21 protein-coding genes are annotated in these 23,594 nt (G+C 47.2%); 7 read left to right on the top strand and 14 right to left on the bottom strand.

Annotated features, from left to right (window positions below):
* The 10 genes from gspL to gspC form a co-directional block, all read right to left on the bottom strand.
* Positions 1-1,227: a type II secretion system protein GspL gene (gspL, locus tag FIV04_RS00555; RefSeq protein ID WP_152467961.1), complete on the bottom strand. Its 1,227-nt coding sequence runs from the start codon at positions 1,225-1,227 to the stop codon at positions 1-3.
* Positions 1,196-2,227 (bottom strand): type II secretion system minor pseudopilin GspK, encoded by a 1,032-nt coding sequence (gene gspK, locus FIV04_RS00550; RefSeq protein WP_152467960.1) that lies wholly within the window; start codon positions 2,225-2,227, stop codon positions 1,196-1,198. The genes gspL and gspK overlap by 32 nt, the downstream gene beginning before the upstream one ends.
* Complete coding sequence (gene gspJ / locus FIV04_RS00545) at positions 2,220-2,906, bottom strand: type II secretion system minor pseudopilin GspJ (RefSeq protein ID WP_152467959.1); 687 nt, start codon at positions 2,904-2,906, stop codon at positions 2,220-2,222. Before gspJ ends, gspK begins: the two co-directional genes overlap by 8 nt.
* On the bottom strand, positions 2,893-3,267 hold the full coding sequence (gspI, locus tag FIV04_RS00540) for a type II secretion system minor pseudopilin GspI (protein WP_152467958.1): 375 nt from the start codon (positions 3,265-3,267) through the stop codon (positions 2,893-2,895). The genes gspJ and gspI overlap by 14 nt, the downstream gene beginning before the upstream one ends.
* Complete coding sequence (gene gspH, locus FIV04_RS00535; protein WP_253895389.1) at positions 3,254-3,838, bottom strand: type II secretion system minor pseudopilin GspH; 585 nt, start codon at positions 3,836-3,838, stop codon at positions 3,254-3,256. Before gspH ends, gspI begins: the two co-directional genes overlap by 14 nt.
* Before the next feature lie 71 nt (positions 3,839-3,909).
* Positions 3,910-4,353: a type II secretion system major pseudopilin GspG gene (gene gspG, locus FIV04_RS00530; RefSeq protein WP_032551109.1), complete on the bottom strand. Its 444-nt coding sequence runs from the start codon at positions 4,351-4,353 to the stop codon at positions 3,910-3,912.
* 101 nt (positions 4,354-4,454) lie between these two features.
* Positions 4,455-5,678: a type II secretion system inner membrane protein GspF gene (gspF, locus tag FIV04_RS00525; RefSeq protein ID WP_152467956.1), complete on the bottom strand. Its 1,224-nt coding sequence runs from the start codon at positions 5,676-5,678 to the stop codon at positions 4,455-4,457.
* 1 nt (position 5,679) lies between these two features.
* Positions 5,680-7,182 carry a type II secretion system ATPase GspE gene (gene gspE, locus FIV04_RS00520; RefSeq protein ID WP_032551107.1) on the bottom strand — a complete coding sequence of 501 codons (1,503 nt, stop codon included), beginning with the start codon at positions 7,180-7,182 and terminating at the stop codon, positions 5,680-5,682.
* Positions 7,182-9,206, bottom strand: coding sequence for a type II secretion system secretin GspD (gene gspD, locus FIV04_RS00515; RefSeq protein WP_152467955.1), 2,025 nt, complete (start codon positions 9,204-9,206; stop codon positions 7,182-7,184). Before gspD ends, gspE begins: the two co-directional genes overlap by 1 nt.
* A 40-nt stretch (positions 9,207-9,246) precedes the next feature.
* Positions 9,247-10,143 (bottom strand): type II secretion system protein GspC, encoded by an 897-nt coding sequence (gene gspC / locus FIV04_RS00510; protein WP_150896086.1) that lies wholly within the window; start codon positions 10,141-10,143, stop codon positions 9,247-9,249.
* 316 nt (positions 10,144-10,459) lie between these two features.
* Here gspC and hslR point away from each other — a divergent pair, with 316 nt between their 5' ends.
* The 4 genes from hslR to FIV04_RS00490 all read left to right on the top strand — a co-directional run bounded on the left by hslR (position 10,460) and on the right by FIV04_RS00490 (position 15,842).
* Complete coding sequence (hslR, locus tag FIV04_RS00505; protein ID WP_032551104.1) at positions 10,460-10,846, top strand: ribosome-associated heat shock protein Hsp15; 387 nt, start codon at positions 10,460-10,462, stop codon at positions 10,844-10,846.
* An 18-nt stretch (positions 10,847-10,864) separates the two neighbouring features.
* Positions 10,865-11,743 (top strand): Hsp33 family molecular chaperone HslO, encoded by an 879-nt coding sequence (hslO, locus tag FIV04_RS00500; RefSeq protein WP_150870509.1) that lies wholly within the window; start codon positions 10,865-10,867, stop codon positions 11,741-11,743.
* A 337-nt stretch (positions 11,744-12,080) separates the two neighbouring features.
* Positions 12,081-13,706 (top strand): phosphoenolpyruvate carboxykinase (ATP), encoded by a 1,626-nt coding sequence (gene pckA / locus FIV04_RS00495; protein ID WP_032551101.1) that lies wholly within the window; start codon positions 12,081-12,083, stop codon positions 13,704-13,706.
* A gap of 159 nt (positions 13,707-13,865) precedes the next feature.
* Positions 13,866-15,842 carry an AsmA family protein gene (locus FIV04_RS00490; protein WP_152467954.1) on the top strand — a complete coding sequence of 659 codons (1,977 nt, stop codon included), beginning with the start codon at positions 13,866-13,868 and terminating at the stop codon, positions 15,840-15,842.
* 45 nt (positions 15,843-15,887) lie between these two features.
* Here FIV04_RS00490 and FIV04_RS00485 read toward each other — a convergent pair whose 3' ends face one another.
* From FIV04_RS00485 to FIV04_RS00475, 3 genes are read right to left on the bottom strand one after another with little or no spacing between them, the layout of a single operon-like run.
* Complete coding sequence (locus tag FIV04_RS00485; protein ID WP_152467953.1) at positions 15,888-16,823, bottom strand: bifunctional GNAT family N-acetyltransferase/hotdog fold thioesterase; 936 nt, start codon at positions 16,821-16,823, stop codon at positions 15,888-15,890.
* Between the two features lie 16 nt (positions 16,824-16,839).
* The gene (gene dtd, locus FIV04_RS00480; RefSeq protein WP_152467952.1) at positions 16,840-17,274 is read right to left on the bottom strand and encodes a D-aminoacyl-tRNA deacylase; all 435 of its coding nucleotides are present in this window, start codon (positions 17,272-17,274) and stop codon (positions 16,840-16,842) included.
* Positions 17,246-18,187 carry a virulence factor BrkB family protein gene (locus FIV04_RS00475; RefSeq protein WP_152467951.1) on the bottom strand — a complete coding sequence of 314 codons (942 nt, stop codon included), beginning with the start codon at positions 18,185-18,187 and terminating at the stop codon, positions 17,246-17,248. The genes dtd and FIV04_RS00475 overlap by 29 nt, the downstream gene beginning before the upstream one ends.
* A gap of 40 nt (positions 18,188-18,227) precedes the next feature.
* On the opposite strand from FIV04_RS00475, the gene FIV04_RS00470 reads away from it, so the two are divergent.
* Both FIV04_RS00470 and FIV04_RS00465 read left to right on the top strand, forming a co-directional pair.
* Positions 18,228-18,869: a DUF2959 domain-containing protein gene (locus FIV04_RS00470; protein WP_152467950.1), complete on the top strand. Its 642-nt coding sequence runs from the start codon at positions 18,228-18,230 to the stop codon at positions 18,867-18,869.
* A 13-nt stretch (positions 18,870-18,882) separates the two neighbouring features.
* Positions 18,883-19,413 carry an AAA family ATPase gene (locus FIV04_RS00465; protein WP_152467949.1) on the top strand — a complete coding sequence of 177 codons (531 nt, stop codon included), beginning with the start codon at positions 18,883-18,885 and terminating at the stop codon, positions 19,411-19,413.
* A gap of 335 nt (positions 19,414-19,748) precedes the next feature.
* Here FIV04_RS00465 and typA read toward each other — a convergent pair whose 3' ends face one another.
* Positions 19,749-21,578, bottom strand: coding sequence for a translational GTPase TypA (gene typA / locus FIV04_RS00460; RefSeq protein ID WP_032551091.1), 1,830 nt, complete (start codon positions 21,576-21,578; stop codon positions 19,749-19,751).
* A gap of 553 nt (positions 21,579-22,131) precedes the next feature.
* Here typA and glnA point away from each other — a divergent pair.
* Positions 22,132-23,541, top strand: coding sequence for a glutamate--ammonia ligase (gene glnA, locus FIV04_RS00455; protein WP_032551090.1), 1,410 nt, complete (start codon positions 22,132-22,134; stop codon positions 23,539-23,541).
* Positions 23,542-23,594: the final 53 nt, after the last annotated feature.

Here is a 23,594-nt window from a genome sequence, read left to right as displayed (position 1 = left end):
TTACTGTAATGGTTTAAGTGTAAAGCTGCCGTACACAGCATCGCCGTTTCGGTTCAGCGGTCCTTGCTCAACAGAGAACTTCTCGGCAAGCTTAGTGCGAGCTGTCTCAAAGTGTTGGAAATCCGAGCTTTTCGCTTGCAGACGCACTTCAGAACGGTTGCCATCATAGCGGATACTTTCCACTTCAATAGACGTCACCCGCCCTAGCGTACTTGGTAGCTGAGTTAGCCAACCTAGCAGAGTCGCACCATCACCGGAGCCACCATATCTGCTCGCCTCTTCGTTCATTGTGCGCTTCAGATAACTGACACTTGGAATCTTGCGTTTACCCGGTAGCACCTGACGGAAAATACGCTCACTCTCAGCACGATAGGCCTGAGCTTCCGCTTCATAGCGCTGTAATTTTAGTGTCTGCTGGGTTGCGATAACCGCAATCAACAAACACGCTGAAATCGCCACCTTCTGCCAAATCTTCCAGTATTTAGTGAATGAAGATTTAGTTTTAAAGCGCCCCGTCAGCAGGTTAATTCCGCTAATAATCGCCTGTTGGCTGAGTACCGACATCACCAATTCCGCTGGTTTTGCTTGCCACTCAACCCCACTCTGTTGCTGAGCTTCTTCACCTGGCAGAGCGGTATAACTGAAGATCGTCGGCTTGGCATCGTCTTCAGTAACAAGCCAATCGCTGTTCAAAAACATCGGCAGCCAAGCTTGGCGAATAGAGACCGCTTGAAAGGTGCTTTGGCGCAATAACCATTGGTCATCAATCTGCAATGCAGTCACGCCTTCAGCATCAACAGGGAGGGCAAGCGTATCCGGCAGTACTTTGCGAATGGTAATGCCAACCTCTGAGAATGCGCTCATCACCTGAGTGAGCCACTGTTGTTCAACACCACAAACGACGGCCGACTCAGCGCCTTTATCTAGAATGGTAAAGTGCAGCTCTTCAATATCTTGAGCAACTTCATCTTCTAGTAGAAATGGCAGCATCGACTCAAACTGACGTGCTGCCCCTTTTGGGATCTCAACACGCTTCAATAGGCAGTCATTGCCCGAGAGCAACGCAATACAGGTCCGTTTCTCAGCATAGGGTGTCAGCTCATCAAGCTGTTGCCAGCTCGCAAGCTCGCCACTTGCGATCACTTCTTGCTGGCTTGTCGACCAAACTAACCACTGCACAGGGCTTTGTGGTTCGCTACTCAGTCGAACGGTCAGAAACTCGCTCACTGATTCCTCCAAAGCGACGGCGCACTACCGTCACTGTTTCTCGATTACTACTATAAAAGAGAGTGCGAATTCGAACTCGCGACTTCTCCACTAATACTTCGGCATCCAGCTCGAAGTAGCTACTATCTACCGCTAAGTACCCTTTGGCTTTCTTGGTCACATCGGCACTGACGCTCGATAAGTTCGACTCAGCTAAGAAGTCATCAATGCTATCCCAGCCATCAAAAGGGCGGTTTTCAATTAACGCTTTGGCGTCAGATTCACTCAAGTTCGGGGCAAACATCGCCTCTAGAAGCGGAGCCTGTTTGACCTTGAGTGTGTTTACGTTCAAACGCCAGTCATCACTCGGCAGAGCACACACATAAGGGCGTACCTTATCCATCACCTCACCACTCACTTGATACACGGCACGCAATTCAGATTCATCTGCAATCAAGCCGTTCGCCGCTAGATAAGCGGGCTTCATCGCTTCATAGGTACTGTCTTCCACACCCACAGAAGAAACACTACGCGTATCCTCGTCGACAAACTCCCATGTCGAGTTGGCGATCACCTCTGCTTGATAAGAGTCCACTTCCAGATTCTCTAACAAGGTCTGCCACACAGAGACCAAATAAGGTGATGTGTTATCTGTGGTGCTGGCAACCGACTTCAACGCATTCAAATTTAGACACGCCTGACCATCTCGAATGTGACCCACTACTTGACCATAGTCGAGCGGATAAACCTGCTCTTCCAGTGCCCATGGCTGACTTAAGTTGATGGTATCGCTATCTTTATAGCTCTGCTCAATACCGACCTTAGCCAGCGCTTCAATACCAATGCTGTACCAATAAGCTTGCTGATAATTGAGCTGGTTACCCACACGTTTAAACTGCGTAAACAGCCTCTCAGACATGCTGCCAGCAATCGCCGCCATGATCGCGAGCAGCATCAGTATCACGATCAACGCAACACCGCGTTGCTTGCTGGGCTTCCTAATTTGGTATCGCTTAACCATTGTTGCCCCCACTCGATGAGGAACTATCACTGCTGTCGCTAGTATTAATGCTGCCACTTGGTGTTAGGTAGACGCGCTCAATCTCACCATAATCTTTAAGGGTCAATTTAAGTCTTACTGCTTTTGGCAGCGCGCGATCGGTCTGCCACTCCTTTAGCCATGAACTTCCGTTGTAGAACTCTAAGCTAAAGGCTTCAATACCTTCGAGCAGCGGAGTTACCACGCCTTCTTGCCCGGTTGGGGTATCAGGGTAGCGCCACCATACACGCTCAAGCGTCTCTTCTTTAATTCGGTAACCTACCTTGGTCACTTCCCCTCGCGGGAACTGTTGTTGTGGGTTGTGCCACCCTAAGCGGGTAAACATCACACCGACAGTATCTGAATCGAGCAGGTACTCCTGCATTAAGATCAGTTTAGATGATGCTTCTTCACCGTTAGTACGAAACTGACGTTGCGCCATTTGGCGAAAATCATTATCTAAAATGACCAAGCTACGCTGCAGTGCATTCAATCGTGCACTACGTTCTATAGAGACGTCATTACTGCGTTGGATCTGGTTCACCACCTGATACGCCGCCACACTCAAAGTGGCGAATATCGCAATCGAGACCAGCACCTCAATTAACGTGAAGCCTTTTGTTTTACTACGAGTAGCGCAGACGCGTTTATTTTGAGACATAGCTGCGTACCGTCACTACAGGTGATGCATTCTTGCTGGTTGCCACACTGACATCAAAAGCCTTCAAAAGATTATCACTGGTTGGCACAGGTGTTATGGTCCAGAACCAATCACGCTCTGCGAGCTTTTGGGTTCCCTGTGTCTTTTTCAGTTTCTCAGGGTGCAGCATTACCATCGCCATCTGGTTATCTACCACCATGGCTGCGAAGGTTTTCTCTTCCAAGTAACTCAGCGTATTAATATGCTGAGTTACCGCGCGAATAACACTGATCGCTGCAGTTGCAAAAATAGCCAATGCCACCAGCACCTCAAGCAGTGTCATGCCACTCTGAGACCTTGAGATAAGATTACTCATCTTCATCTTCCTCTCCCGGCTGGAGCAGACGAATAACCCCATTGTCTTGCACTCGGATACGCCAACCATCTTGCAGCAAATCACCCGTATTTGGATAGAATGAGAGGGTAAAAGGCGTTAACTCGGCACTCGACAAGATATAGATTTGAGGTGGTTTAGGTTTCTTCTCTTCTTCCAGATCTGCAAACATGTCTTCATCAAACAGACTGCCCGGATTAAAGAGACGATCATCTTCTTGCCATGCACCACCACCGAGCTTCAATGAAAGAGACAACTCTTCAGGGAGCTCAGTCGTCGAAGGAATCTTTTCAAACTCCACTTCTTGCCAACCTTCAGAGTTCAAGCTCATCAGGACATAAGTGGATTTTTGCTCATCGACACGAATGCCAAAGTCTAAGCCGCTGAGAATTGCTTCTTCATTCAGTAGCTGGACACGCTGATAAAAGCTGTGCGCGTATTGCTTGGCGACGTCTTTGGCATTGGTAGGAATAGTAGCGATCACCGCCACTGCGGTCAGTGACAGTAATACGAGAACCAGCAGAATTTCTATTAAAGTAAATCCGCGCAAACGCGTTATGTTGCGGGATTGAACAGAGTTTCTCACGTTTCGTATTACCATCACGACATGCGTTCACAATAAGCGAGTGCTTATTGGAAGTCTTGCATGTTCCAGTTGCCGATATCTGCTGCTGCACCTTCACCACCTTCTTGGCCGTCAGCACCTAGCGTGAAGATATCAATCGTGCCATTGTCGCCAGGGCTTACGTATTGGTATGCATTACCCCATGGGTCGTTTGGTAGACGCTTGATGTAGCCGCCATCACGGTAGTTACGCGGCTCTGGGCTGCTTGGTTTTGAAACCAGTGCGTCTAGGCCTTGATCGGTTGTTGGGTACACGCTGTTGTCTAGCTTGTACATATCAAGCGCGTTCTCTAGAGCAACGATGTCAGTGATCGCTTTCTGTTGATCCGCTTTCTCTTTGTTGCCTAGAAGGTTTGGCACAACGAAGCTCGCCAACACACCTAGGATAACCACAACCACCATTACCTCTAGTAAGGTAAAGCCGGATTGCTTTTTGATTTTATTTTTCATTATTTTCTCCAAATGACAGCCGGAGAGTTTAGCAGACGCGCCTCTCTCCGAATCTAAAAACTAAAACTAGAATCTAAAACTAATAGGTTAAACCAGCGAGGTTACCCGCTCATTAAATTATTCATTTCCAGCATTGGCATCAAAGTCGCCATGACGATAAACAACACCAAACCCGCCATCAGTGCTATCAAAGCTGGGGTAAAGATACCTAAAGCAATGTTGACCGTAGACTCAAAGCTCTGATCTTGGTTATCAGCTGCGCGGGTCAACATCTGCTCTAACTGGCCACTTTGCTCACCACTGGCAATCATATGCAGCATCATTGGCGGGAAAAGCTTAGTTTGATCGAGCGCTTTTCTAAGGCTCGCGCCTTCACGTACATTGTCTGAAGCCTGCAGGACCTGCTGCTTTACATGGTGGTTCGACATAACATCCACCGCTACCTTCATCCCTTCGAGGATAGGTATCGCACTTGAAGTACAGATAGATAGAGTGCGCGCAAAGCGTGAGGTATTGATCCCTTTAGCAATCTTGCCAATCAGAGGGATACTCAGAAGTTTTCTATCCCAGCTCAGACGAATCGACGGCTTCTTGAGTGCTGTTTTCACCAAGACAACAAAGCCAACAATCAAAAGGAATAGCTGAATACCCCAATTCTGAATGAACTCACTCGAGGCCAACAGAAGTTGTGTTGATTGAGGCAGCTCTTGACCCATCTGAATGATAGGTTCAACAATCTTAGGTACTACGGTCGCTAGCAAGAAAGAGACTATCGTCACCGCAAAGACCACCAGCACCACCGGATAGATCATCGCTTGCATCAGCTTAGAGCGCATCTTTTGACGGTTTTCAGCGTAATCAGCCAAGCGCTCTAAAACTGCATCTAGGTGACCGGATTTTTCACCAGCGGCCACCATGGCACGAAACAGCTCATCGAAGATATGAGGATAATCAGCAAGACTGTCAGCTAAGGTGTAGCCTTCCGTCACTTTAGAGCGAACGGCCAACAGCATGGTGCGAATACGCGGCTTTTCAGACTGTTCCGCTACTGCTTTCAAACACTCTTCGAGCGGCATGCCAGACTGAACCAAAGTCGAAATCTGTCGCGTAATCAAAGCAAGATCGGGCGTACTGATACCACGCTTAAAGCTAGTCGAAGGCGCACTGCCACCCTTGCTGCTTTTCGCTTTGGCTTCAGCCATTTCAACAGGCATCAAGCCCTGCTCTTTAAGACGCTGACGAGCTTGACGCGCGTTGTCTGCCTCTATCGAGCCTTTCTTCGTTTTGCCTTTCGCATCCAGTGCCTTATATTCAAATGCCGCCATACTAGACTTCCTTGGTCACGCGCATCACTTCTTCTAGTGAAGTGATGCCCTGACGAACCTTGGCTAGGCCATCATCACGAATACTTGGCGTAGTGCTGCGAATCGCTTTCTCAATCGCTTGTTCACCGGCTTCGCTGTGAATCAACTCTTGCACCGACTCATCGACCATTAGCAGTTCATGAATACCAGTACGGCCGCGATAACCTTTATGATTACACGCTTCACACCCTTTGGCATGGTAAAGCGTCAAGCTGTCTTTCTTTTTCAAATCAAACAGCTTTTTGGTCTCTTTGTCCGCTTCATACGGCTCTTTACAGTCGTTACACAGAGTACGAACCAGTCGCTGCGCCAAAACGCCAAGTAGCGATGAAGAGATTAGGAAAGGTTCGATACCCATGTCACGCAGACGAGTAATCGCACCGACCGCCGTGTTGGTGTGGAGGGTCGACATTACCAAGTGACCCGTCAAAGATGCCTGAACCGCAATCTCTGCTGTTTCTAAGTCACGGATCTCACCAATCATTACTACGTCTGGGTCTTGACGAAGAATCGCCCTTAGGCCACGAGCAAAGGTCATATCAACCTTAGGGTTTACCTGAGTTTGGCCAATACCATCGATATCAAATTCTATCGGATCTTCTACCGTCAGAATATTGCGCTCGTTGCTGTTTAGCTCTTGCAAGCCTGCATACAAGGTCGTGGATTTACCAGAGCCTGTAGGACCGGTTACCAAGATAATGCCGTGCGGACGCTGAATCAGTTTGCGGAAGTTCTCGTGGTTTTGCGCTGTCATGCCTAAGCTATGCAGATCAAGACGTGTGGCATTCTTATCAAGTAGACGCATTACCACACGCTCACCGTGTGACGACGGCATGGTCGATACACGGACATCCACAGCACGACCACCGATACGCAGTGAAATACGGCCATCTTGTGGCACACGCTTTTCTGCGATATCGAGCTTAGCCATAACCTTCACACGCGATACTAGCAGAGGTGCCAGTTTGCGGCTTGGCGCTAATACATCACGCAACACGCCATCAATACGGAAACGGATAGAGAGTGATTTCTCAAAGGTTTCGATATGGATATCCGAAGCGCCCTCTTTGATTGCTTCACCCAACATCGCGTTAATAAGCTTGATGATTGGCGCATCGTCTTCTGATTCCAACAGGTCTTCATCTTGCGGCAGCTCTTCGGCTAGCGAGAAGAAGTCGTCGTTATCAGCGCCGATGTCTTCCATCAATTGACGCGCTTCCGATGAGTCACGTTGATAAGCTTCAGTCAGCTTTTTCTCAAACTCATCAGAGACAATCGCTTGTGGAGTAAAGCCACTTTTCATCACGCGGCTCACCTCTAGGATCGCCGCGGCTTTAAGAGGTTCTACATAGTAAAGAACTGGCGGGCGCTCTGGGTGTTGATACTCGAGCACCATCTTGTAGCGGTTTGCAAAGCTGAATGGCAAACGCTGAAAGCTGCGAACAGGCTCAACCATCTCTGCCATTATTGCTCTTCCATTTGATCGATGAACGCTTGAATTTCTGCAGGGTGGTTAAAGCTCTCACCAAACTTAGGCAGTACTGGAATATTGTCGTCATCCAGTAGCTTCAAGCCCTGCTCCGCTTTAAACAGTTGCTCAGCACGAATGAAGTTGTATTTACGCTGAGTAATGCCATCCGCTGTCATACCATCACGAATAATGGTCGGCTTGATGAATACCATCAGATTACGCTTATCAACCTGAGTGCTGGTTGATTTAAATAGGTGGCCAAGCACTGGAATATCACCCAGTAGCGGTACTTTAGATTCGCTCTCTAGTGCACGCTCATCAATCAGACCACCAAGCACGAGCATTTGGCCGTCTTGGACAATCACAGAAGTGTTCAGCTGACGCTTAGCAAAACGTACGTCAACAGCACCGTTTGCGCCTAATACGTTAGACACTTCTTGCTCAATGTTTAGTTGAACAGAGTCGCCTTCGTTGATCTGAGGAACCACTTTTAACTTGATACCAACTTCTTTACGATCAACGGTTTGGAATGGGTTGTCGTTACTTGAACCCGCAGTTGAACCCGTCAGTACCGGCACTTCTTCACCAACAATGAAAGAGGCTTCGCCGTTGTCCATAACGGTAATGCTTGGAGAAGATAGGATGTTCGAGTTCGAGTCGGTCGCAACCGCACTGATTAGTGCCGTCCAGTCACCCATTACAACGCTTACCGCAGCACCGTTAACGCCTGCTAATGCTGAAGCTAGAGTCGAGTAGTCACCTTCTTTAGTCACTGTGTTGAAGCCAGTTACGTTACCGTTTTCATCAGTTACGGTTGTGGTTTCTTCAGAGTCTTTCGCTTCTTCTAAGCCAACCATGACCTGACCAATAGATGCCCCAGTATTGCCATATTGGATCATCGCACCAGTATCGAGGTTACCCCATTGTACGCCAAGGTTAACGCCATCACCCTCACCCATCTCAACGATCAGTGCTTCAATCAGAACTTGAGCACGACGAATATCCAGCTGAGCAATCACATCTTGCAGCGCATTCATGATATCTGGCTGCGCGGTGATGACCAAGGAGTTGGTCTCTGCGTGCGCAGAAATCATTACTTGGTTACGATTGCTGCTGCGGTTCTTACTTGAGCTCTGTTTCTCTGATTGCAGGTTGTCTGACACGCCCTTAAGCACATCAACTAAGTCTTCCGCTTTCGCATACTTAAGGTAGATAACTTGGTTGTTGCCTTTGGTTGCCATCTCAACGTCGAGCTGTTCAATCAGCTTTCTTAAGCGACTACGAACCTTAGGGTCACCGGAAATCAGGATAGCATTAGTACGCTCGTCCGCTACCAACTTAGGCTGTAGGAATGCAGGCGTATTTTTCGCATCAGTGGTTTTATTAAGGGCATCAACGATACGCACCATTTCAGCAGCAGAAGCGTTTTTCAGCTCTACGACTTCAATCTCTTTATCACCCGCTTGGTCAACACGCTTGATGATCTCAGCAAGACGGTTCACAACCGCAGCACGGCCCGTGATTAGGATAATATTGGCTGGGTCGTAGTGCACTACGTTACCCGCACCAGCGTTGTCATTCAGTTGACGTAGCAGTGGTGAAAGCTCACGAACAGAAACATTACGAACCGTCACAACGCGAGTGACCACGCTATCGCCTTGAATGTTTTCACGATCGCCAACCACAGGAATCGCAGACGTCTTAGAATCTTTAGCTTTGATGATCTTTAGAACGCCCGATTCCATCTCAACCACGGCGTAGCCGTAAACTTCCAGAACATTGAGGAAGAAGCTGTAATACTGCTCTTCATTGAGTACGTCATAGCTACGTACATCAATCTTACCGCGCACCGATGGATCAACGATGATCGTCTTCTCTAGGTTACGGCCAACAATATTAATAAACTCTTGAATATCAGTGCCTTTAAAGCTGGCACTAAAATCATTAGCGATGGCTGCTGGTGTGCAGATTAAGCTTCCTGCTAGTAACCATGCACTTTTCTTAAACCAATGCTTCACGTACTACTCCTACACTCTCGCCTTTCGGTAGCGAAATGTTCTAAAATTCGATAAAAATGTCATGCTGCTGCCCGTCTCTTTCAACCACTAAGTTAAGTTCGGTCAAATCAGAAATAGAGCGGAAAATACTGCCCATAGCAGCCGGATCGGTCAGGTCTTGTCCATTAAGCTGAGTCGCGATGTCTCCACTTTGGAGCCCAACAGATTTAAAAAGTTCGGGATCTTTTCCAGGACTGACGCGATAGCCAATCACATTGCCGTCGCGTTTTACTTGCGAAAGACGCACATATTGGAAGATTTGTTGCGGGTCTTTGGTGATCTTCGCTTTAATCTCTTCAAGCTTCTCTTCGGCTGATCCTGGGTTATTACCACGCACTGATGACGAAGCACGAGGCTTCGCTGGCGCAGAAACCGATAAACGTTTGTATTCGAGGCCCTCTAACATCAAGGTCTCGTCACGGCCGGAGTTATCAATGATCACGCGATCAATCAGCACCGCTTTAAGTTTGGCGCGTGTCCCTTCGATCTCTTCATTGATACCATAAGTCGCTTGTTTACCACGGTTGGCAATCACCGCTAGGCTGCGCTGCGCGTCTGAGCTAGCAACAGCACCCACCAATACAAGATTAAGTCGCGTCTTAGGAGCATCTTGGATAACTGGCTGTTCAACCACTTTTGGCGTTTCAGCGTTATACTCACCAAAAAGATTACTCTTCTGGAGAGAGGAAATATCGAGCGTAGATTGCGGTCGAGAAGATGACGAGGCTTGCGCTTTCCATGGCGTAACAGACTGCTCTGCTGGTTCAATCAACCAAGCCAACTGACCTAGTATCCATGCAGAAATGGCAATCAATACACAGCAAGTTATCAGGCTCAGCTTTTGCTGAAATACAAATCCATTCTCTATTAATCGGCTCAACAAGGGAGAATTTCCCATGCGATTTTTGAGCTCCAATAACTTCACTTGCCTAAACCCTTTTGTGAAGATGAGAGCGCTAAATCATTAAGCTCTCAGCTTTTTTGTACATAAATGCTACGCCAACTACTCATTTGACATAGGATCCAAAACTATATCATAGCCGACGCATAAAAAATCATAACGTGAGCTATTTTGCAGTATGCCTTGAAAAAAAACACATTTGCCACCACTTTAGCTTCTACCAAATGTGATAAGCATCATCTATGACAAGTTGCGAACTGATTTTACTCAGTTAAACCACATTCATTTTTTCACTTTAAGGGCACAGCGCCATATGAAAACCGCTAATGAAGCTGTCAGACTAGATAAATGGTTGTGGGCAGCACGCTTTTACAAAACTCGTTCTATTGCTCGCAATATGGTCGATGGTGGTAAAGTCCACTATAATGGTCAACGCAGCAAACCAAGCAAAATCGTAGAACTTGGGGCAGTGATTTCACTGCGTCAAGGCAATGAAGAAAAGACGGTCACGATCGATAAAATTTCCGATCAGCGCCGTGGAGCTCCAGAAGCTCAAACCCTTTATACCGAAACGAAAGAAAGCTTGGCAAAGCGTGAAGCACACGCCCAACAGCGTAAATTACATGCACATAACCCAAGCCCTGAACGTCGTCCTGACAAAAAGCAACGTCGTGACATCATCAAGTTCAAGCATCAATAAGCTAGAAGGAACCGCCAAATGGCAAACAATGTTTTAAATCGCTACCTATTTGAAGACCTATCGGTACGTGGTGAATTGGTACAACTGGACGAAGCGTACCAACAAATTATTTCTAGCAAGGAATACCCGGCGGCTATTCAAAAGCTTCTTGGTGAGCTATTAGTTTCAACGACTCTTCTTACTGCGACTCTAAAGTTTGAAGGCTCTATCACTATTCAACTGCAAGGTGACGGCCCGGTATCTCTAGCAGTAATCAATGGTGATCACGACCAGAAGATCCGTGGTGTAGCACGCTTCGAAGGCGATATCGCTGATGATGCTGGCCTGCATGATCTAATGGGTAAAGGCTACCTAGTGATCACTATCGATCCTAAGAAGGGTGAGCGTTATCAAGGTATCGTAGCACTAGAAGGCGACACGCTAGCAGACGTACTGGAAGGCTACTTCGCAAACTCTGAGCAGCTTAAAACACGCCTATGGCTACGTACGGGTGAGCACGAAGGCAAACCACATGCAGCAGGTATGCTTCTACAAGTAATGCCAGACGGTACAGGTACGCCAGATGACTTTGAACATCTAGAGCAGCTAACCGCAACGGTAAAAAATGAAGAACTGTTCTCTCTAGAAGCGAACGAACTTCTATACCGCCTGTACAACCAAGAGAAAGTACAACTGTTTACACCACAACCGGTTGAGTTCTTCTGTGGTTGTTCACGTGAACGCAGTGGCGCAGCTATCATTACTGTGGCTCAAGAAGAGATTTACAGCATCATCAGCACTGAAGGTAGCGTTGCTCTTCACTGTGATTACTGTGGCACAAGCTACGCTTTCGACAAGAACGATGTTGATGCTCTGTTCGCAGAAGCGGCAGATAAAGGCAACAATACGGTTCATTAATTTACGCCGTTCTAAAAACACGTAATTTAAACCAAAAAGGTCAGCGCAAAGCTGGCCTTTTTTGTGATCAAATTAGCGCAAATCTCGTAACATCTCGTAATAAAATCACTGCTTAATTTTAATCAATTAATAATGTTCAAGCCCCTAGCGCAAAGGTTTGCGTACAGGATAGACTAGTTGGGCCAATATGTGACGAGACACTTAAAACCCCATGGAAAATATGGATAATTTTTGAGCTATATCCCTGTTTCCCCCATGTCTCGTTGCTAGCATGGTGAGCAGATAACAACAAAAAATTAATACAAAATCCCTACAAAATATCCTACAAGGAGCACCTATGACCGTTATGGAACATACAAAGGCTGCACAAATTGATCTTACTAAACACGGACTTACTGGCGTAACTGAAGTACTGCGCAACCCAAGTTATGAGCAGCTGTTCGTGGAAGAAACTCTTCCAGGCTTAGAAGGCTACGAAAAAGGCGTAGTTACCGAACTGGGTTCTGTTGCTGTTGACACTGGTATCTTTACTGGCCGCTCACCAAAAGATAAGTACATTGTTAAAGACGATACGACTCGCGACACTATGTGGTGGTCGGATCAAGGTAAGAATGATAACAAACCGATTACAACTGAAGTGTGGAACGACCTTAAAGAACTCGTGACTACACAGCTATCTGGCAAACGCCTATTTGTAATTGACGGTTACTGTGGTGCTAACCCTGATACGCGTCTGAGCGTACGTATTATCACTGAAGTAGCATGGCAAGCGCACTTCGTTAAGAACATGTTTATCCGCCCTACCGAAGAAGAGCTGGCAACATTTGAACCAGACTTCGTTGTAATGAACGGCGCGAAAACAACTAACCCGAAATGGCAAGAACACGGCCTAAACTCTGAAAACTTTGTGGCGTTCAACCTGACTGAGCGTGTACAAATCATCGGTGGTACTTGGTACGGCGGTGAGATGAAGAAAGGCATGTTCGCAATGATGAACTACCTGCTTCCACTGCAAGGCATCGCTTCTATGCACTGTAGTGCGAACGTTGGCGAGAAAGGCGATGTAGCGGTATTCTTCGGCCTATCAGGCACAGGTAAAACAACGCTATCTACAGACCCTAAACGTCAACTTATCGGTGACGATGAGCACGGTTGGGATGACGACGGTATCTTCAACTTCGAAGGTGGCTGTTACGCGAAGACCATTCGCCTATCGAAAGAAGCAGAACCAGAGATCTACAACGCAATCCGCCGCGATGCTCTACTAGAAAACGTAACAGTACGTGGTGATGGCTCTATCGACTTTGATGACGGCTCTAAAACAGAAAACACACGTGTTTCTTACCCGATCCACCACATCGATAATATCGTTAAGCCAGTTTCAAAAGCAGGCCACGCGAAGAAGGTTATCTTCCTGACTGCGGATGCATTTGGCGTTCTACCACCAGTTTCTAAGCTGACTCCAGAGCAAACGAAGTACCACTTCCTATCTGGTTTCACAGCGAAACTAGCAGGTACTGAGCGTGGTATCACTGAGCCAACTCCAACGTTCTCTGCAGCGTTTGGCGCAGCGTTCCTAACTCTACACCCAACTCAATACGCAGAAGTACTAGTGAAGCGTATGGAAGCGGCTGGCGCAGAAGCGTACCTAGTAAACACAGGTTGGAACGGCAGCGGTAAGCGTATCTCTATCCAAGATACTCGCGGTATCATCGACGCGATCCTAGATGGCTCAATCGACGATGCAGAAACTAAGGTTATCCCTATGTTTAACCTAGAAGTACCACTAGCACTGCACGATGTTGACCCAACAATCCTAGACCCACGTGATACTTACACGGATCCACTACAGTGGGAAAGCAAAGCGAAAGACCTTGCGGAACGCTTTATCAACAACTTCGATAAGTACACCGACAACGATGAAGGTAAGGCGCTTGTTTCTGCAGGCCCACAACTGGACTAATTGTTCACTCTGCTCTGAGGGCAAAGCCATAAGGCTAACACCCTCTTAAAAACGATATTTTTGTAGCAAGCCCCTCTTTTGAGGGGCTTTTTTGTTGCCGCAGCGCCTATTTTGTTCCACTCTATTTTGAGCAACGAAGAAATGGAAGGTGCGCTAGGAATGAAAAGAGTCATCATGGTGGTTGGGATTGTATTGTCTGTCCTCGTCGCAGCTGTCGCAACACTGCTGCTTGGCTTGCAGACCCAGTACCGCACTGATATCGCTAATTTCCTACTCAAGCACTCGATATCTCACCCTATCACAGTCGAAGACGTCGATTATCAGGCGCCTTACCAACTGACGCTGCAAGGCATTACTTCTGGCTCAATCGATGATGAGTTCGAACCACTCTATATCGATAAACTGCAACTTTGGCTCAGTCCCAATAGTTTTTTCACGGCGCAGCTAGAGCTCGACTCACTGCTCATCAGTGGCGTTCAGTGGCAATCCGAAGAGTTAGACTTACTAAAGACGCAGCTCACTCAGCCACAAGTTAAGCTTCATCAACTCGCAATCAACAATCTCGACTTTTCAACACCAGAATTCAGTGCTCGCGACCTTGATATTCAAATCGCGAACCCAGATTGGGCGAACTCACAGCAGTTATTACCCAACGGAAAAGTTCAGCTCAAGGCGGGACAGATCTTTTGGCAAAACGAGGCCCTAGATAACTTCCTTATCGACCTCGACCTAAAAACGCATGACAGCACTCTCTATGGTGCATCGTTCGACTGGCGTGGCGCTAAAATCTCAGGGCAGGCAGAGCAATACCCAAGCGGATGGTCTCTGATTAACGTCACCATCGATAGTCTGCATCTTAGTCAGAAGCAAACTCAACAGTTGCTGAAATCAGAATGGCAGATTCCAAACTTCAACATCAGCCATATCAATAGCCTAGATATCCTGAAAAGTGACATCGCGTGGCAAGATGGTCATCTCGCGGCCTTCAGTGCATCATTTGAAAACATCAAATTGCCTTTTAAGATATGGCAGCAACAACAGGGTTACTTCTCACTGCAAGCTGAGAGCCTTTCTCTGAAAGACGAGCAGTGGATTGAGCCCAACCTAAAACTGACGCTACAAAACGATCAGATCGAGATTAATGACTTTTACAGCCAATGGCAGCAAGGCAGTGTTCAACTCAATGGTCAAATAGGACCTCGCTCTATCAAGCTCCAAGAGCTGGATGTCCGCGGCGTAAAGTGGGTGACAGAATCAACAGAAGAGAGAGCGCCGCTTGAAATATTGCAACCTTGGCTACAAGAAGTTGATTCCCTCTCGATCTCGCAGCTCAATGTTGAGAGAAGCCAACGCATTCAGTTAGCTAACCAGCCATATTGGCAGGTCTCTGGATTACACATAGAGGGACAAGGGCTGACCTTGATAGAGCAAGGCAAATGGGGACTGTGGGAAGGTGAACTGAGTGCCAGTGCCAATGACGCGAGCTATCAGAGCATTTTGTCTGCTCAGCCCGTGGTTGAAATGAGCAGCCACCAAGGTCAATGGCGACTTAAGCGACTGTTTGCCCCACTGAAACAAGGTTACATTGAGGCTCAAGCCACGGTCGACTTCAATCAAATTAGCAAGCCATGGCAAGCAACCATCAGTGCCGATGGTGTTCCATTGTCGCCCTTCATTCCTTACTTGGCGTTACCTTTTGATGCCTCTGGTATCGGCGAGTTTGAGCTGCAAGCATCTGGTTTAGCAGGCGATGGCCTTATGCTCAGACATTCAGCTACAGCAAGCCTTGAGGGCAGTATTCGTAATGGCGTGATTAACTTTGTTTCTAACGACGCCAAAGCTAATCAGCCCCCAGAAAATGAAGCCGTGCAATCCAAGATAGTGAACTTCGAGATCGCAGATATCAAAGCCGACTTAAACCGCGGCCACCTATCATTACCGTCGTTGCACATTATTGGTGCAACACGACAAGGCGACCAACCACAGCCAGTAACACTGACTGGTGAAGTCGCTGGAGAGCTTGATCTCGTGACACCACAGACGCACAGTTTAACGCTTACGCTGTCGAGTGAATGCTACGAAGTTTCTGGTTTAATCACCCAAGCGCAGCTCGTGCACAAAGAAACCTGCCAATAAAAACGCCACTCAAAAGAGTGACGTTGTTTGCGAGATTAGAATGCATTATTCCGAGACATTTTGTGTGGAATTAAGAACCTTTTTATAGTCTGGGATCAGCATGTAGGTTCCCGTGAACTCAACCGCCGCCACATCACCACTGTGAATCGTCACATGTATAATAATTCGCGCCTTGCGCCCCGATGCGAGTCGGTCTAAGTCGCCACTGATTCCATCTAGAGAGGTTGAAGCCACAGGATTCTGCTCAACTGGGTGACGATAGCGAATGTTGCTGTCAGCCAACACGATATCACCTGTCAGGCCACGCTCTTTCATCAGCAGCCACGTCATACCCCACCCCGTCAGTGTCGCCAGAGTAAACGCCGAGCCCGCAAACATAGTGTTGTGAGGATTGAGGTTAGGGTTAAGCTGAGCGCTACACTCAAACTGATAACCTGTGTATTGGTTTATCTTGATGCCCATCTTGTCACTGATAGGGATCTGATGTTCCCAGCGTTGCTGTAGCTCATTACACCATTCAGGTTTGCGCAATACGTCTGCCATTGGGTCAAGATGTTTTACCATCTGCTGGTGACGCACCGGACCACGCTGGTCGTTAATCTCACCACGACGCTCAAAGCTGTTCTTCTCATAGAATGAGATCGCGTCTTCACGCGCATTACACACTAAGCGCTTCGCGCCCTCTTGGCGAGCTAGAGATTCCAGTGCAACCAAGATAAGAGAGCCCATGCCCTTACTGCGGCGTGAGTTCTTCACCGCCATATAGCGGATCTGACCTTCGAGATCTGGGGTGATATACAGACGTCCAATTGCCATCGGTCGACCACGACCATCGACAATCATTCGGTGATGACTCATACCATCATATTCATCACGTTCCGAACCAACCGGCATGCGCCAAGGCTCGCGCAGCATCTGCCAGCGAAAGTGATAATACTTATTGAGTTGATTCTCCGTGGTCGGAGTAATGAGTTTAAACATGCTTATTCCTTTAAGCTTAAACCTGTAGCCAGAAGGTCACAGGGCCATCATTGACCAGAGAAACCTTCATATCTGCTGCAAATCGGCCACGTTCCGTTGGCAGTACAGCAGCACATTGATCCGCGAAGTATTCATAAAGACGCTCAGCATCGGCAGGGTGTGCACCGCGAGAGAATCCCGCGCGCGTGCCTTTTTTGGTGTCTGCCGGTAGCGTGAACTGAGAAACAACCAAGACTTTGCCATCAACCTGCTTCACGTTAAGGTTCATCTTATCCTCTTCATCCCCGAAGACACGATAAGTCGTCACCTTTTCCATCAAACGTTTAGCTTTAGCTTCGTCGTCGTCTCTTTCTACACCTAGCAACACCAATAAGCCTTTATCGATTTCGCCAACTACCTCACCATCTACACGAACGGCAGCTTCACTTACTCTTTGAATCAGTGCTATCACTGTGATTTCCTTGTTCTGGAACTTCTTGATTATCGGTAGAGTGTACCATTTCTTTCGCCTCACTCCACTGTTCACGCTCGCCAAGTGCCGCCGTTACCTCAGCTCCCACCAGAACGATCAACCAGCACAAGTAAACCCAGACAAACAGAATCGGAATCGCAGCCAGTGCACCATAGATTAATTGATAAGAGGGAAACTGGGTGATGTAAGCCGCGAAGCCTTTTTTACTCAGTTCAAACAGAAGAGCAGCCACCAGCGACCCCGCCGCCGCATGTGAGAAGTTGACCTTTTTATTTGGGACCAGCAAGTACAAGCCAAAAAAAGTGAAGAAAGATAGGATTAATGGCAGCTTGCGAATCACAAAGTTATACAGCCCAGAGACGGTCTCGTTTTGCAGCAGGGTAAGCGAAGTCACGTAAGACGTCGCAGCAATACTTGCACCCACCAGAATTGGCCCCAGAGTTAACACCATCCAATACATAGAGAACGAATGAACTGGACGACGCTTTGCTTTCACTCGCCAAATATAGTTAAGGTTCTTATCGATGTTCGAGATCAGCATCATCGCTGCAATAAACAGGAATCCACTACCAACAGCCGTCATCTTGCCGGTATTAGCAACGAACTCCTGCAAAGCGTTGTGAACCGCATCTCCAGAGGCAGGCACAAAGTTATTGATGATGAATTTCTGAATCACCACCCCAACATCAGCAAACACAGAGAAGGAAGAGAGTATCGACAGCAATACCGCCAACATAGGCACTATTGATAGCAAAGTGATGTAAGCCAAATAGCCCGCATTCACGTTCACTCTATCGTGTTTCATTCGCGCCATCAGGTAATGCGAGAACGCGAGTCCGAGTTCGGTTGTCTTTTGGATCTTCAACTTGTAACTCCCATGTAACTCGTTCATAGTCCTAATAATGTTGATTATTTGTATATAGGAACCAAGGATGCCTTATTTTCTCGCCTTAGTGCTATCTATTTTTACCCTAACGGGATGTCAGTCGGCGTATTACTCCGCCATGGAGCAAGTGGGCTACCACAAGCGTGACATTATGGTCGACCGTGTAGAAGATGCCAAAGAGTCACAGCAAGATGCTCAAGAAGAGTTCACCAGCGCTCTAGAAGCGCTTAGCAGCCTAACCAACTTCAACGGCGGTGACCTTGAAGATATGTACAACAAGATCAACGACAAGTATCAAGACAGCGAAAAGGCAGCACAGAATGTCAGTGACCGCATCTCTGCAATCGAAGATGTCTCGGATACCCTATTCGCCGAGTGGCAAGATGAACTCGACCTCTACACCAGCGCTTCGCTGCGCCGCTCAAGTGAGCAAAAGCTGCGAGAAACCAAGTCCTCTTATCAAACCATGCTTTCAGCAATGAAGCGTGCAGAGAAGAAAATGGATCCAGTACTCAACACACTGCGCGACAACACGCTCTATCTTAAGCATAACCTAAATGCGAGTGCGGTCGGTTCGTTGCAAGGTGAGTTCATGAGCCTAGAGAAAGATATCGCCTTTGCAATCAAACAGATGAATGAAGCGATTGCTGAGTCAGATAAGTTTCTTGCTCAGCTAAACCAGAAGTAAATAGAACAACTTAATGCAACCTATCATCATTAGTGGTGGACCTGGCGCGGGCAAGACGACCTTAATCAACGCGCTGGCATCACACCACTACGCCACCTTTGCCGAGGCCTCTCGCACTTTGATTGAAGAGCAGAGCCAACTTGAGGGTGGCATATTGCCTTGGGTCAACTTGCCCGGCTTTGCTGCACTCTGTTTAGAAGTAATGAGTCAGCAGAAGGCACAGGCTAACCAGCACTCAATCGCGTTTCTCGACCGCGCCGTGCCTGATATCTGTGGCTATTTATCTCAAGCAGAGCTAGAGATTGATGAGCAGTATCTAAAGGCTAGTCAGGGTTACCACCCTCAAGTGTTCTTGTGTCGCCCAGAAGCAAGTATCTACGTACAAGATCAGGTGCGCCCTTATCCGTTTGAGGGTGCCCTAGAGATTCATGACAGCCTAGTCGCACTCTATCAGCAACTCGGATATAAAGTGATTGAGGTGCCGTTTATGGCGGTAGAAGAGCGTGTTCATTTCATTGAAAGTCATCTAGGAATCAAAAACTAGATTCCAGATATTTCGTTCCTCAGTTCTGGAATGACGATCCGATGAATTGAAATGGTACGCGCTCTTCGCATCCCGTATCTCGCTTACTCGCATCTAAACAAACACCGTCATTCCCTACAGCGAAGCACGAGCATGATAGGGAATCTCTTCAATACCGTAGAAGAAAGATTCCAGACACCTCGTCTCTCGGTTCTGGAATAACGACTCAATAAACTGAAATGGTACGTGCTCTTCGTATCTCTCATCCCGCATACTCGCATCTACCCTCATACAAAACAAAAGCCCCGAGCAGCATCGCTACTCGGGGCTTTTTAAATTCAATCAGTTAAATCTGATTATTTCGCTGCACGTGAAGCACGCTTACGATCCGATTCCGTTAGGAACTTCTTACGGATACGGATGCTTTCAGGTGTTACTTCTACTAGCTCGTCGTCATCGATGAATTCTAGAGCTTGCTCAAGAGTCATGATGATTGGCGGAGTAAGAACCTGTGCGTCATCAGTACCAGATGCACGAACGTTGGTTAGCTGCTTACCTTTCAGTACGTTAACTGTTAGGTCGTTGTCACGGCTGTGGATACCAACAACCATACCTTCGTATACTTCAACACCGTGACCGATGAACATGCGACCACGCTCTTGTAGGTTGAATAGTGCGTTAGTTAGCGCTTTACCCATACCGTTAGAGATTAGTACACCGTTAACACGCTGGCCGATTTCACCGCCTTTGTGTGGACCGTAGTGATCGAATGTATGGTAAAGAAGACCAGAACCTGAAGTTAGAGTCATGAACTCAGTTTGGAAACCGATTAGGCCACGAGATGGCATAACGAAGTCCATACGTACACGACCTTTACCGTCTGGAGACATGTCAGTCAGCTCACCTTTACGTAGGCCGATGTTCTCCATGATGCCGCCTTGGTGCTCTTCCATAACGTCGATAGTTACAGTTTCGAACGGTTCCATTAGTTGACCATCTTCTTCTTTGATGATTACTTCTGGACGAGATACTGCTAGCTCGAAGCCTTCACGACGCATGTTTTCGATCAGGATAGATAGGTGAAGTTCACCACGACCTGATACGCGGAATTTGTCTGGATCGTCTGTTTGTTCAACACGTAGTGCAACGTTGTGTACCAGTTCTTTCTCTAGACGCTCAAGGATGTTACGTGAAGTTACGAACTTACCTTCTTTACCAGCGAATGGAGACGTGTTTACTTGGAACGTCATTGTTACTGTTGGCTCATCTACAGACAGTGCTGGAAGCGCTTCTACTGCGTTTTGTGCACAGATAGTGTCAGAGATTTTTAGCTCACCAAGACCAGTGATCGCGATGATGTCACCTGCGTTCGCTTGTTCAACTTCGTGACGCTCAAGACCAAGGTAGCCCATTACTGTGCCAACTTTGCCGTTACGAGTTTTACCGTCTGCGCTTACGATAGTTACTTGCTGGTTTGGTTTAACAGAACCACGAGTTACACGAGCAACACCGATAACACCAACGTAAGAGCTGTAGTCTAGTTGAGAAACTTGCATCTGTAGTGGACCGTCTAGGTCAACTTGTGGTGCTGCTACTTCTTCAACGATAGTTTGGAATAGTGGTTCCATGTCTTCGCCAGTTTCGCCTTCTTCTAGAGAAGCCCAACCGTTAAGTGCTGAAGCGTAAACTACTTTGAAGTCTAGCTGTTCATCAGAAGCACCTAGGTTGTCGAATAGGTCGAATACTTGATCCATAACCCAATCAGGACGCGCGCCTGGGCGGTCAATCTTGTTGATTACAACGATTGGCTTAAGACCGTGTGCGAATGCTTTTTGCGTTACGAAACGAGTTTGAGGCATTGGGCCATCTACTGCGTCAACGATCAGTAGCACAGAGTCAACCATCGACATGATACGCTCTACTTCACCACCGAAGTCCGCGTGTCCCGGAGTATCTACGATGTTGATGCGGTGATCGTTCCAGTCGATTGCTGTGTTCTTAGCAAGGATGGTAATGCCACGCTCTTTCTCGATGTCATTCGAGTCCATTACGCGCTCTTCAGTCTCACCACGAGATTCTAGTGTGCCTGATTGTTGTAGCAGTTTATCAACCAGCGTTGTTTTACCGTGGTCAACGTGCGCGATAATCGCGATATTTCTTAACTTATCAATCTGTGGAGTAGACATGGATTCTCGATTCACTCATAAAAGTAGCCGCACATCACCTCTACAATCAGGGTAAGTGCCACTAGCTTGATTAAAAAAACGGTCAATAATATACCAGATTCTAGCAAAAACCCCAGAAATATGTGATCTGAACCAAAGCCTTTTTCCACAGGCGTTTATTCCCGATAAATAACCGGCCATCAGGCGCCCTCAATTCGAAATGGCTCTGCCTTCTATTTACCCCGGCCAAGCTCGTGAAATCTCTTCGTAAAATGAAAAAGTGGATTGACAACCCATGCAAATCGTTGCTGAATGGTACTCGTTTGTGACTCATTATGGTGCACAACCAAACAGTTGCACCACAATCGTGCATCGCATGATCATTTTGGTGCAAAGAAACGCACCAAGAAAAACACAAACAAACTAAACCCTTGAAATTAATGGATTAATTTTTTTGGCACGCTTTTAGCTTTAGTTAAAACAGCATCGATTAATGCACCGAAAGACATTAATCAATGCTAGTTTCGACCGAATCGAGCACAAACCAAATTAATAACACTGGAGGTTATCCAAGATGTCAGTAGAAAACGTACTATCGCTGATCCAAGAGAACGAAGTTAAATTTGTAGACCTACGCTTTACAGATACTAAAGGTAAAGAGCAACATATCTCTCTACCTGCTCACCAAGTTGACGCAGACTTCTTTGAAGAAGGTAAGATGTTTGACGGCTCTTCTGTAGCTGGTTGGAAAGGCATCAACGAATCTGACATGGTAATGATGCCAGACGCATCATCTGCTGTTCTTGACCCATTCACGGAAGATGCAACGCTAAACATCCGTTGTGACATCCTTGAGCCTGCAACAATGCAAGGCTACGACCGTGACCCACGCTCTATCGCAAAACGTTCTGAAGAGTACATGCGCTCTACAGGTATCGCAGACACAGTTCTAATCGGTCCTGAGCCAGAGTTCTTCCTATTCGACGACGTTAAATTTGCAACTGACATGTCTGGTTCTTTCTTCAAGATCGACGACATCGAAGCTGCATGGAACACAGGTTCTGACGTAGAAGGTGGTAACAAAGGTCACCGTCCAGGCGTTAAAGGCGGTTACTTCCCAGTAGCTCCAGTTGATTCATCTCAAGACATCCGTTCTGCAATGTGTCTAGTAATGGAAGAGATGGGCCTAGTTGTTGAAGCGCACCACCACGAAGTAGCAACTGCGGGTCAAAACGAAATCGCAACTCGCTTCAACACGCTAACAACGAAAGCTGACGAAACTCAAATCTACAAATACGTTGTACACAACGTTGCTCACGCATTTGGTAAAACAGCGACATTCATGCCTAAGCCACTTGTAGGTGATAACGGTTCTGGTATGCACGTTCACCAATCTCTAGCAAAAGACGGTGTTAACCTATTTGCTGGTGACAAGTACGGCGGTCTATCTGAAACAGCACTTTACTACATCGGTGGTGTTATCAAGCACGCTCGCGCTATCAACGCGTTCTCTAACCCAGCGACAAACTCGTACAAGCGTCTTGTACCAGGCTTCGAAGCTCCAGTTATGCTTGCTTACTCTGCACGTAACCGTTCTGCTTCTATCCGTATCCCAGTGGTACCAAGCCCTAAAGCACGTCGTATCGAGCTACGTTTCGGTGACCCAGCAGCAAACCCATACCTATGCTACGCAGCAATGCTAATGGCTGGTCTTGACGGTATTAAGAACAAGATCCACCCAGGCGAAGCTATGGATAAGGATCTATACGACCTACCAGCTGAAGAAGCAGCAGAAATCCCAACAGTAGCGTACTCACTAAAAGAAGCTCTAGAGTGTCTAGATGCTGACCGTGAGTTCCTAACAGCTGGCGGCGTATTCTCTGATGACTTCATCGACTCTTACATCGACCTTAAGTCTCAAGATGTAGAGAAAGTGAACATGACAACTCACCCACTTGAGTTTGAACTGTACTACTCTGTTTAATCTCTGGTAGAGAAGCTTTCTTACTGAAACTCTGTAAGAATCGCTAACTAAAT

The organism is Vibrio sp. THAF190c (assembly GCF_009363355.1).
In the GTDB taxonomy this organism is placed as follows: Bacteria; Pseudomonadota; Gammaproteobacteria; order Enterobacterales; family Vibrionaceae; genus Vibrio; species Vibrio fortis_A.
The sequence above is the reverse complement of the archived record's forward strand: the minus strand, read 5'-3'. Positions and strand labels throughout refer to the sequence as shown.

Coding starts and splice junctions, on each gene's coding strand:
- gspK (WP_152467960.1), bottom strand. CDS start 2,227: ATGGTTAAGCGATACCAAATTAGGAAGCCCAGCAAGCAACGCGGTGTT.
- gspJ (WP_152467959.1), bottom strand. CDS start 2,906: ATGTCTCAAAATAAACGCGTCTGCGCTACTCGTAGTAAAACAAAAGGC.
- gspI (WP_152467958.1), bottom strand. CDS start 3,267: ATGAAGATGAGTAATCTTATCTCAAGGTCTCAGAGTGGCATGACACTG.
- gspG (WP_032551109.1), bottom strand. CDS start 4,353: ATGAAAAATAAAATCAAAAAGCAATCCGGCTTTACCTTACTAGAGGTA.
- gspF (WP_152467956.1), bottom strand. CDS start 5,678: ATGGCGGCATTTGAATATAAGGCACTGGATGCGAAAGGCAAAACGAAG.
- gspE (WP_032551107.1), bottom strand. CDS start 7,182: ATGGCAGAGATGGTTGAGCCTGTTCGCAGCTTTCAGCGTTTGCCATTC.
- gspC (WP_150896086.1), bottom strand. CDS start 10,143: ATGGGAAATTCTCCCTTGTTGAGCCGATTAATAGAGAATGGATTTGTA.
- hslR (WP_032551104.1), top strand. CDS start 10,460: ATGAAAACCGCTAATGAAGCTGTCAGACTAGATAAATGGTTGTGGGCA.
- hslO (WP_150870509.1), top strand. CDS start 10,865: ATGGCAAACAATGTTTTAAATCGCTACCTATTTGAAGACCTATCGGTA.
- pckA (WP_032551101.1), top strand. CDS start 12,081: ATGACCGTTATGGAACATACAAAGGCTGCACAAATTGATCTTACTAAA.
- FIV04_RS00490 (WP_152467954.1), top strand. CDS start 13,866: ATGAAAAGAGTCATCATGGTGGTTGGGATTGTATTGTCTGTCCTCGTC.
- FIV04_RS00485 (WP_152467953.1), bottom strand. CDS start 16,823: ATGTTTAAACTCATTACTCCGACCACGGAGAATCAACTCAATAAGTAT.
- FIV04_RS00475 (WP_152467951.1), bottom strand. CDS start 18,187: ATGAACGAGTTACATGGGAGTTACAAGTTGAAGATCCAAAAGACAACC.
- FIV04_RS00470 (WP_152467950.1), top strand. CDS start 18,228: ATGCCTTATTTTCTCGCCTTAGTGCTATCTATTTTTACCCTAACGGGA.
- FIV04_RS00465 (WP_152467949.1), top strand. CDS start 18,883: ATGCAACCTATCATCATTAGTGGTGGACCTGGCGCGGGCAAGACGACC.
- typA (WP_032551091.1), bottom strand. CDS start 21,578: ATGTCTACTCCACAGATTGATAAGTTAAGAAATATCGCGATTATCGCG.
- glnA (WP_032551090.1), top strand. CDS start 22,132: ATGTCAGTAGAAAACGTACTATCGCTGATCCAAGAGAACGAAGTTAAA.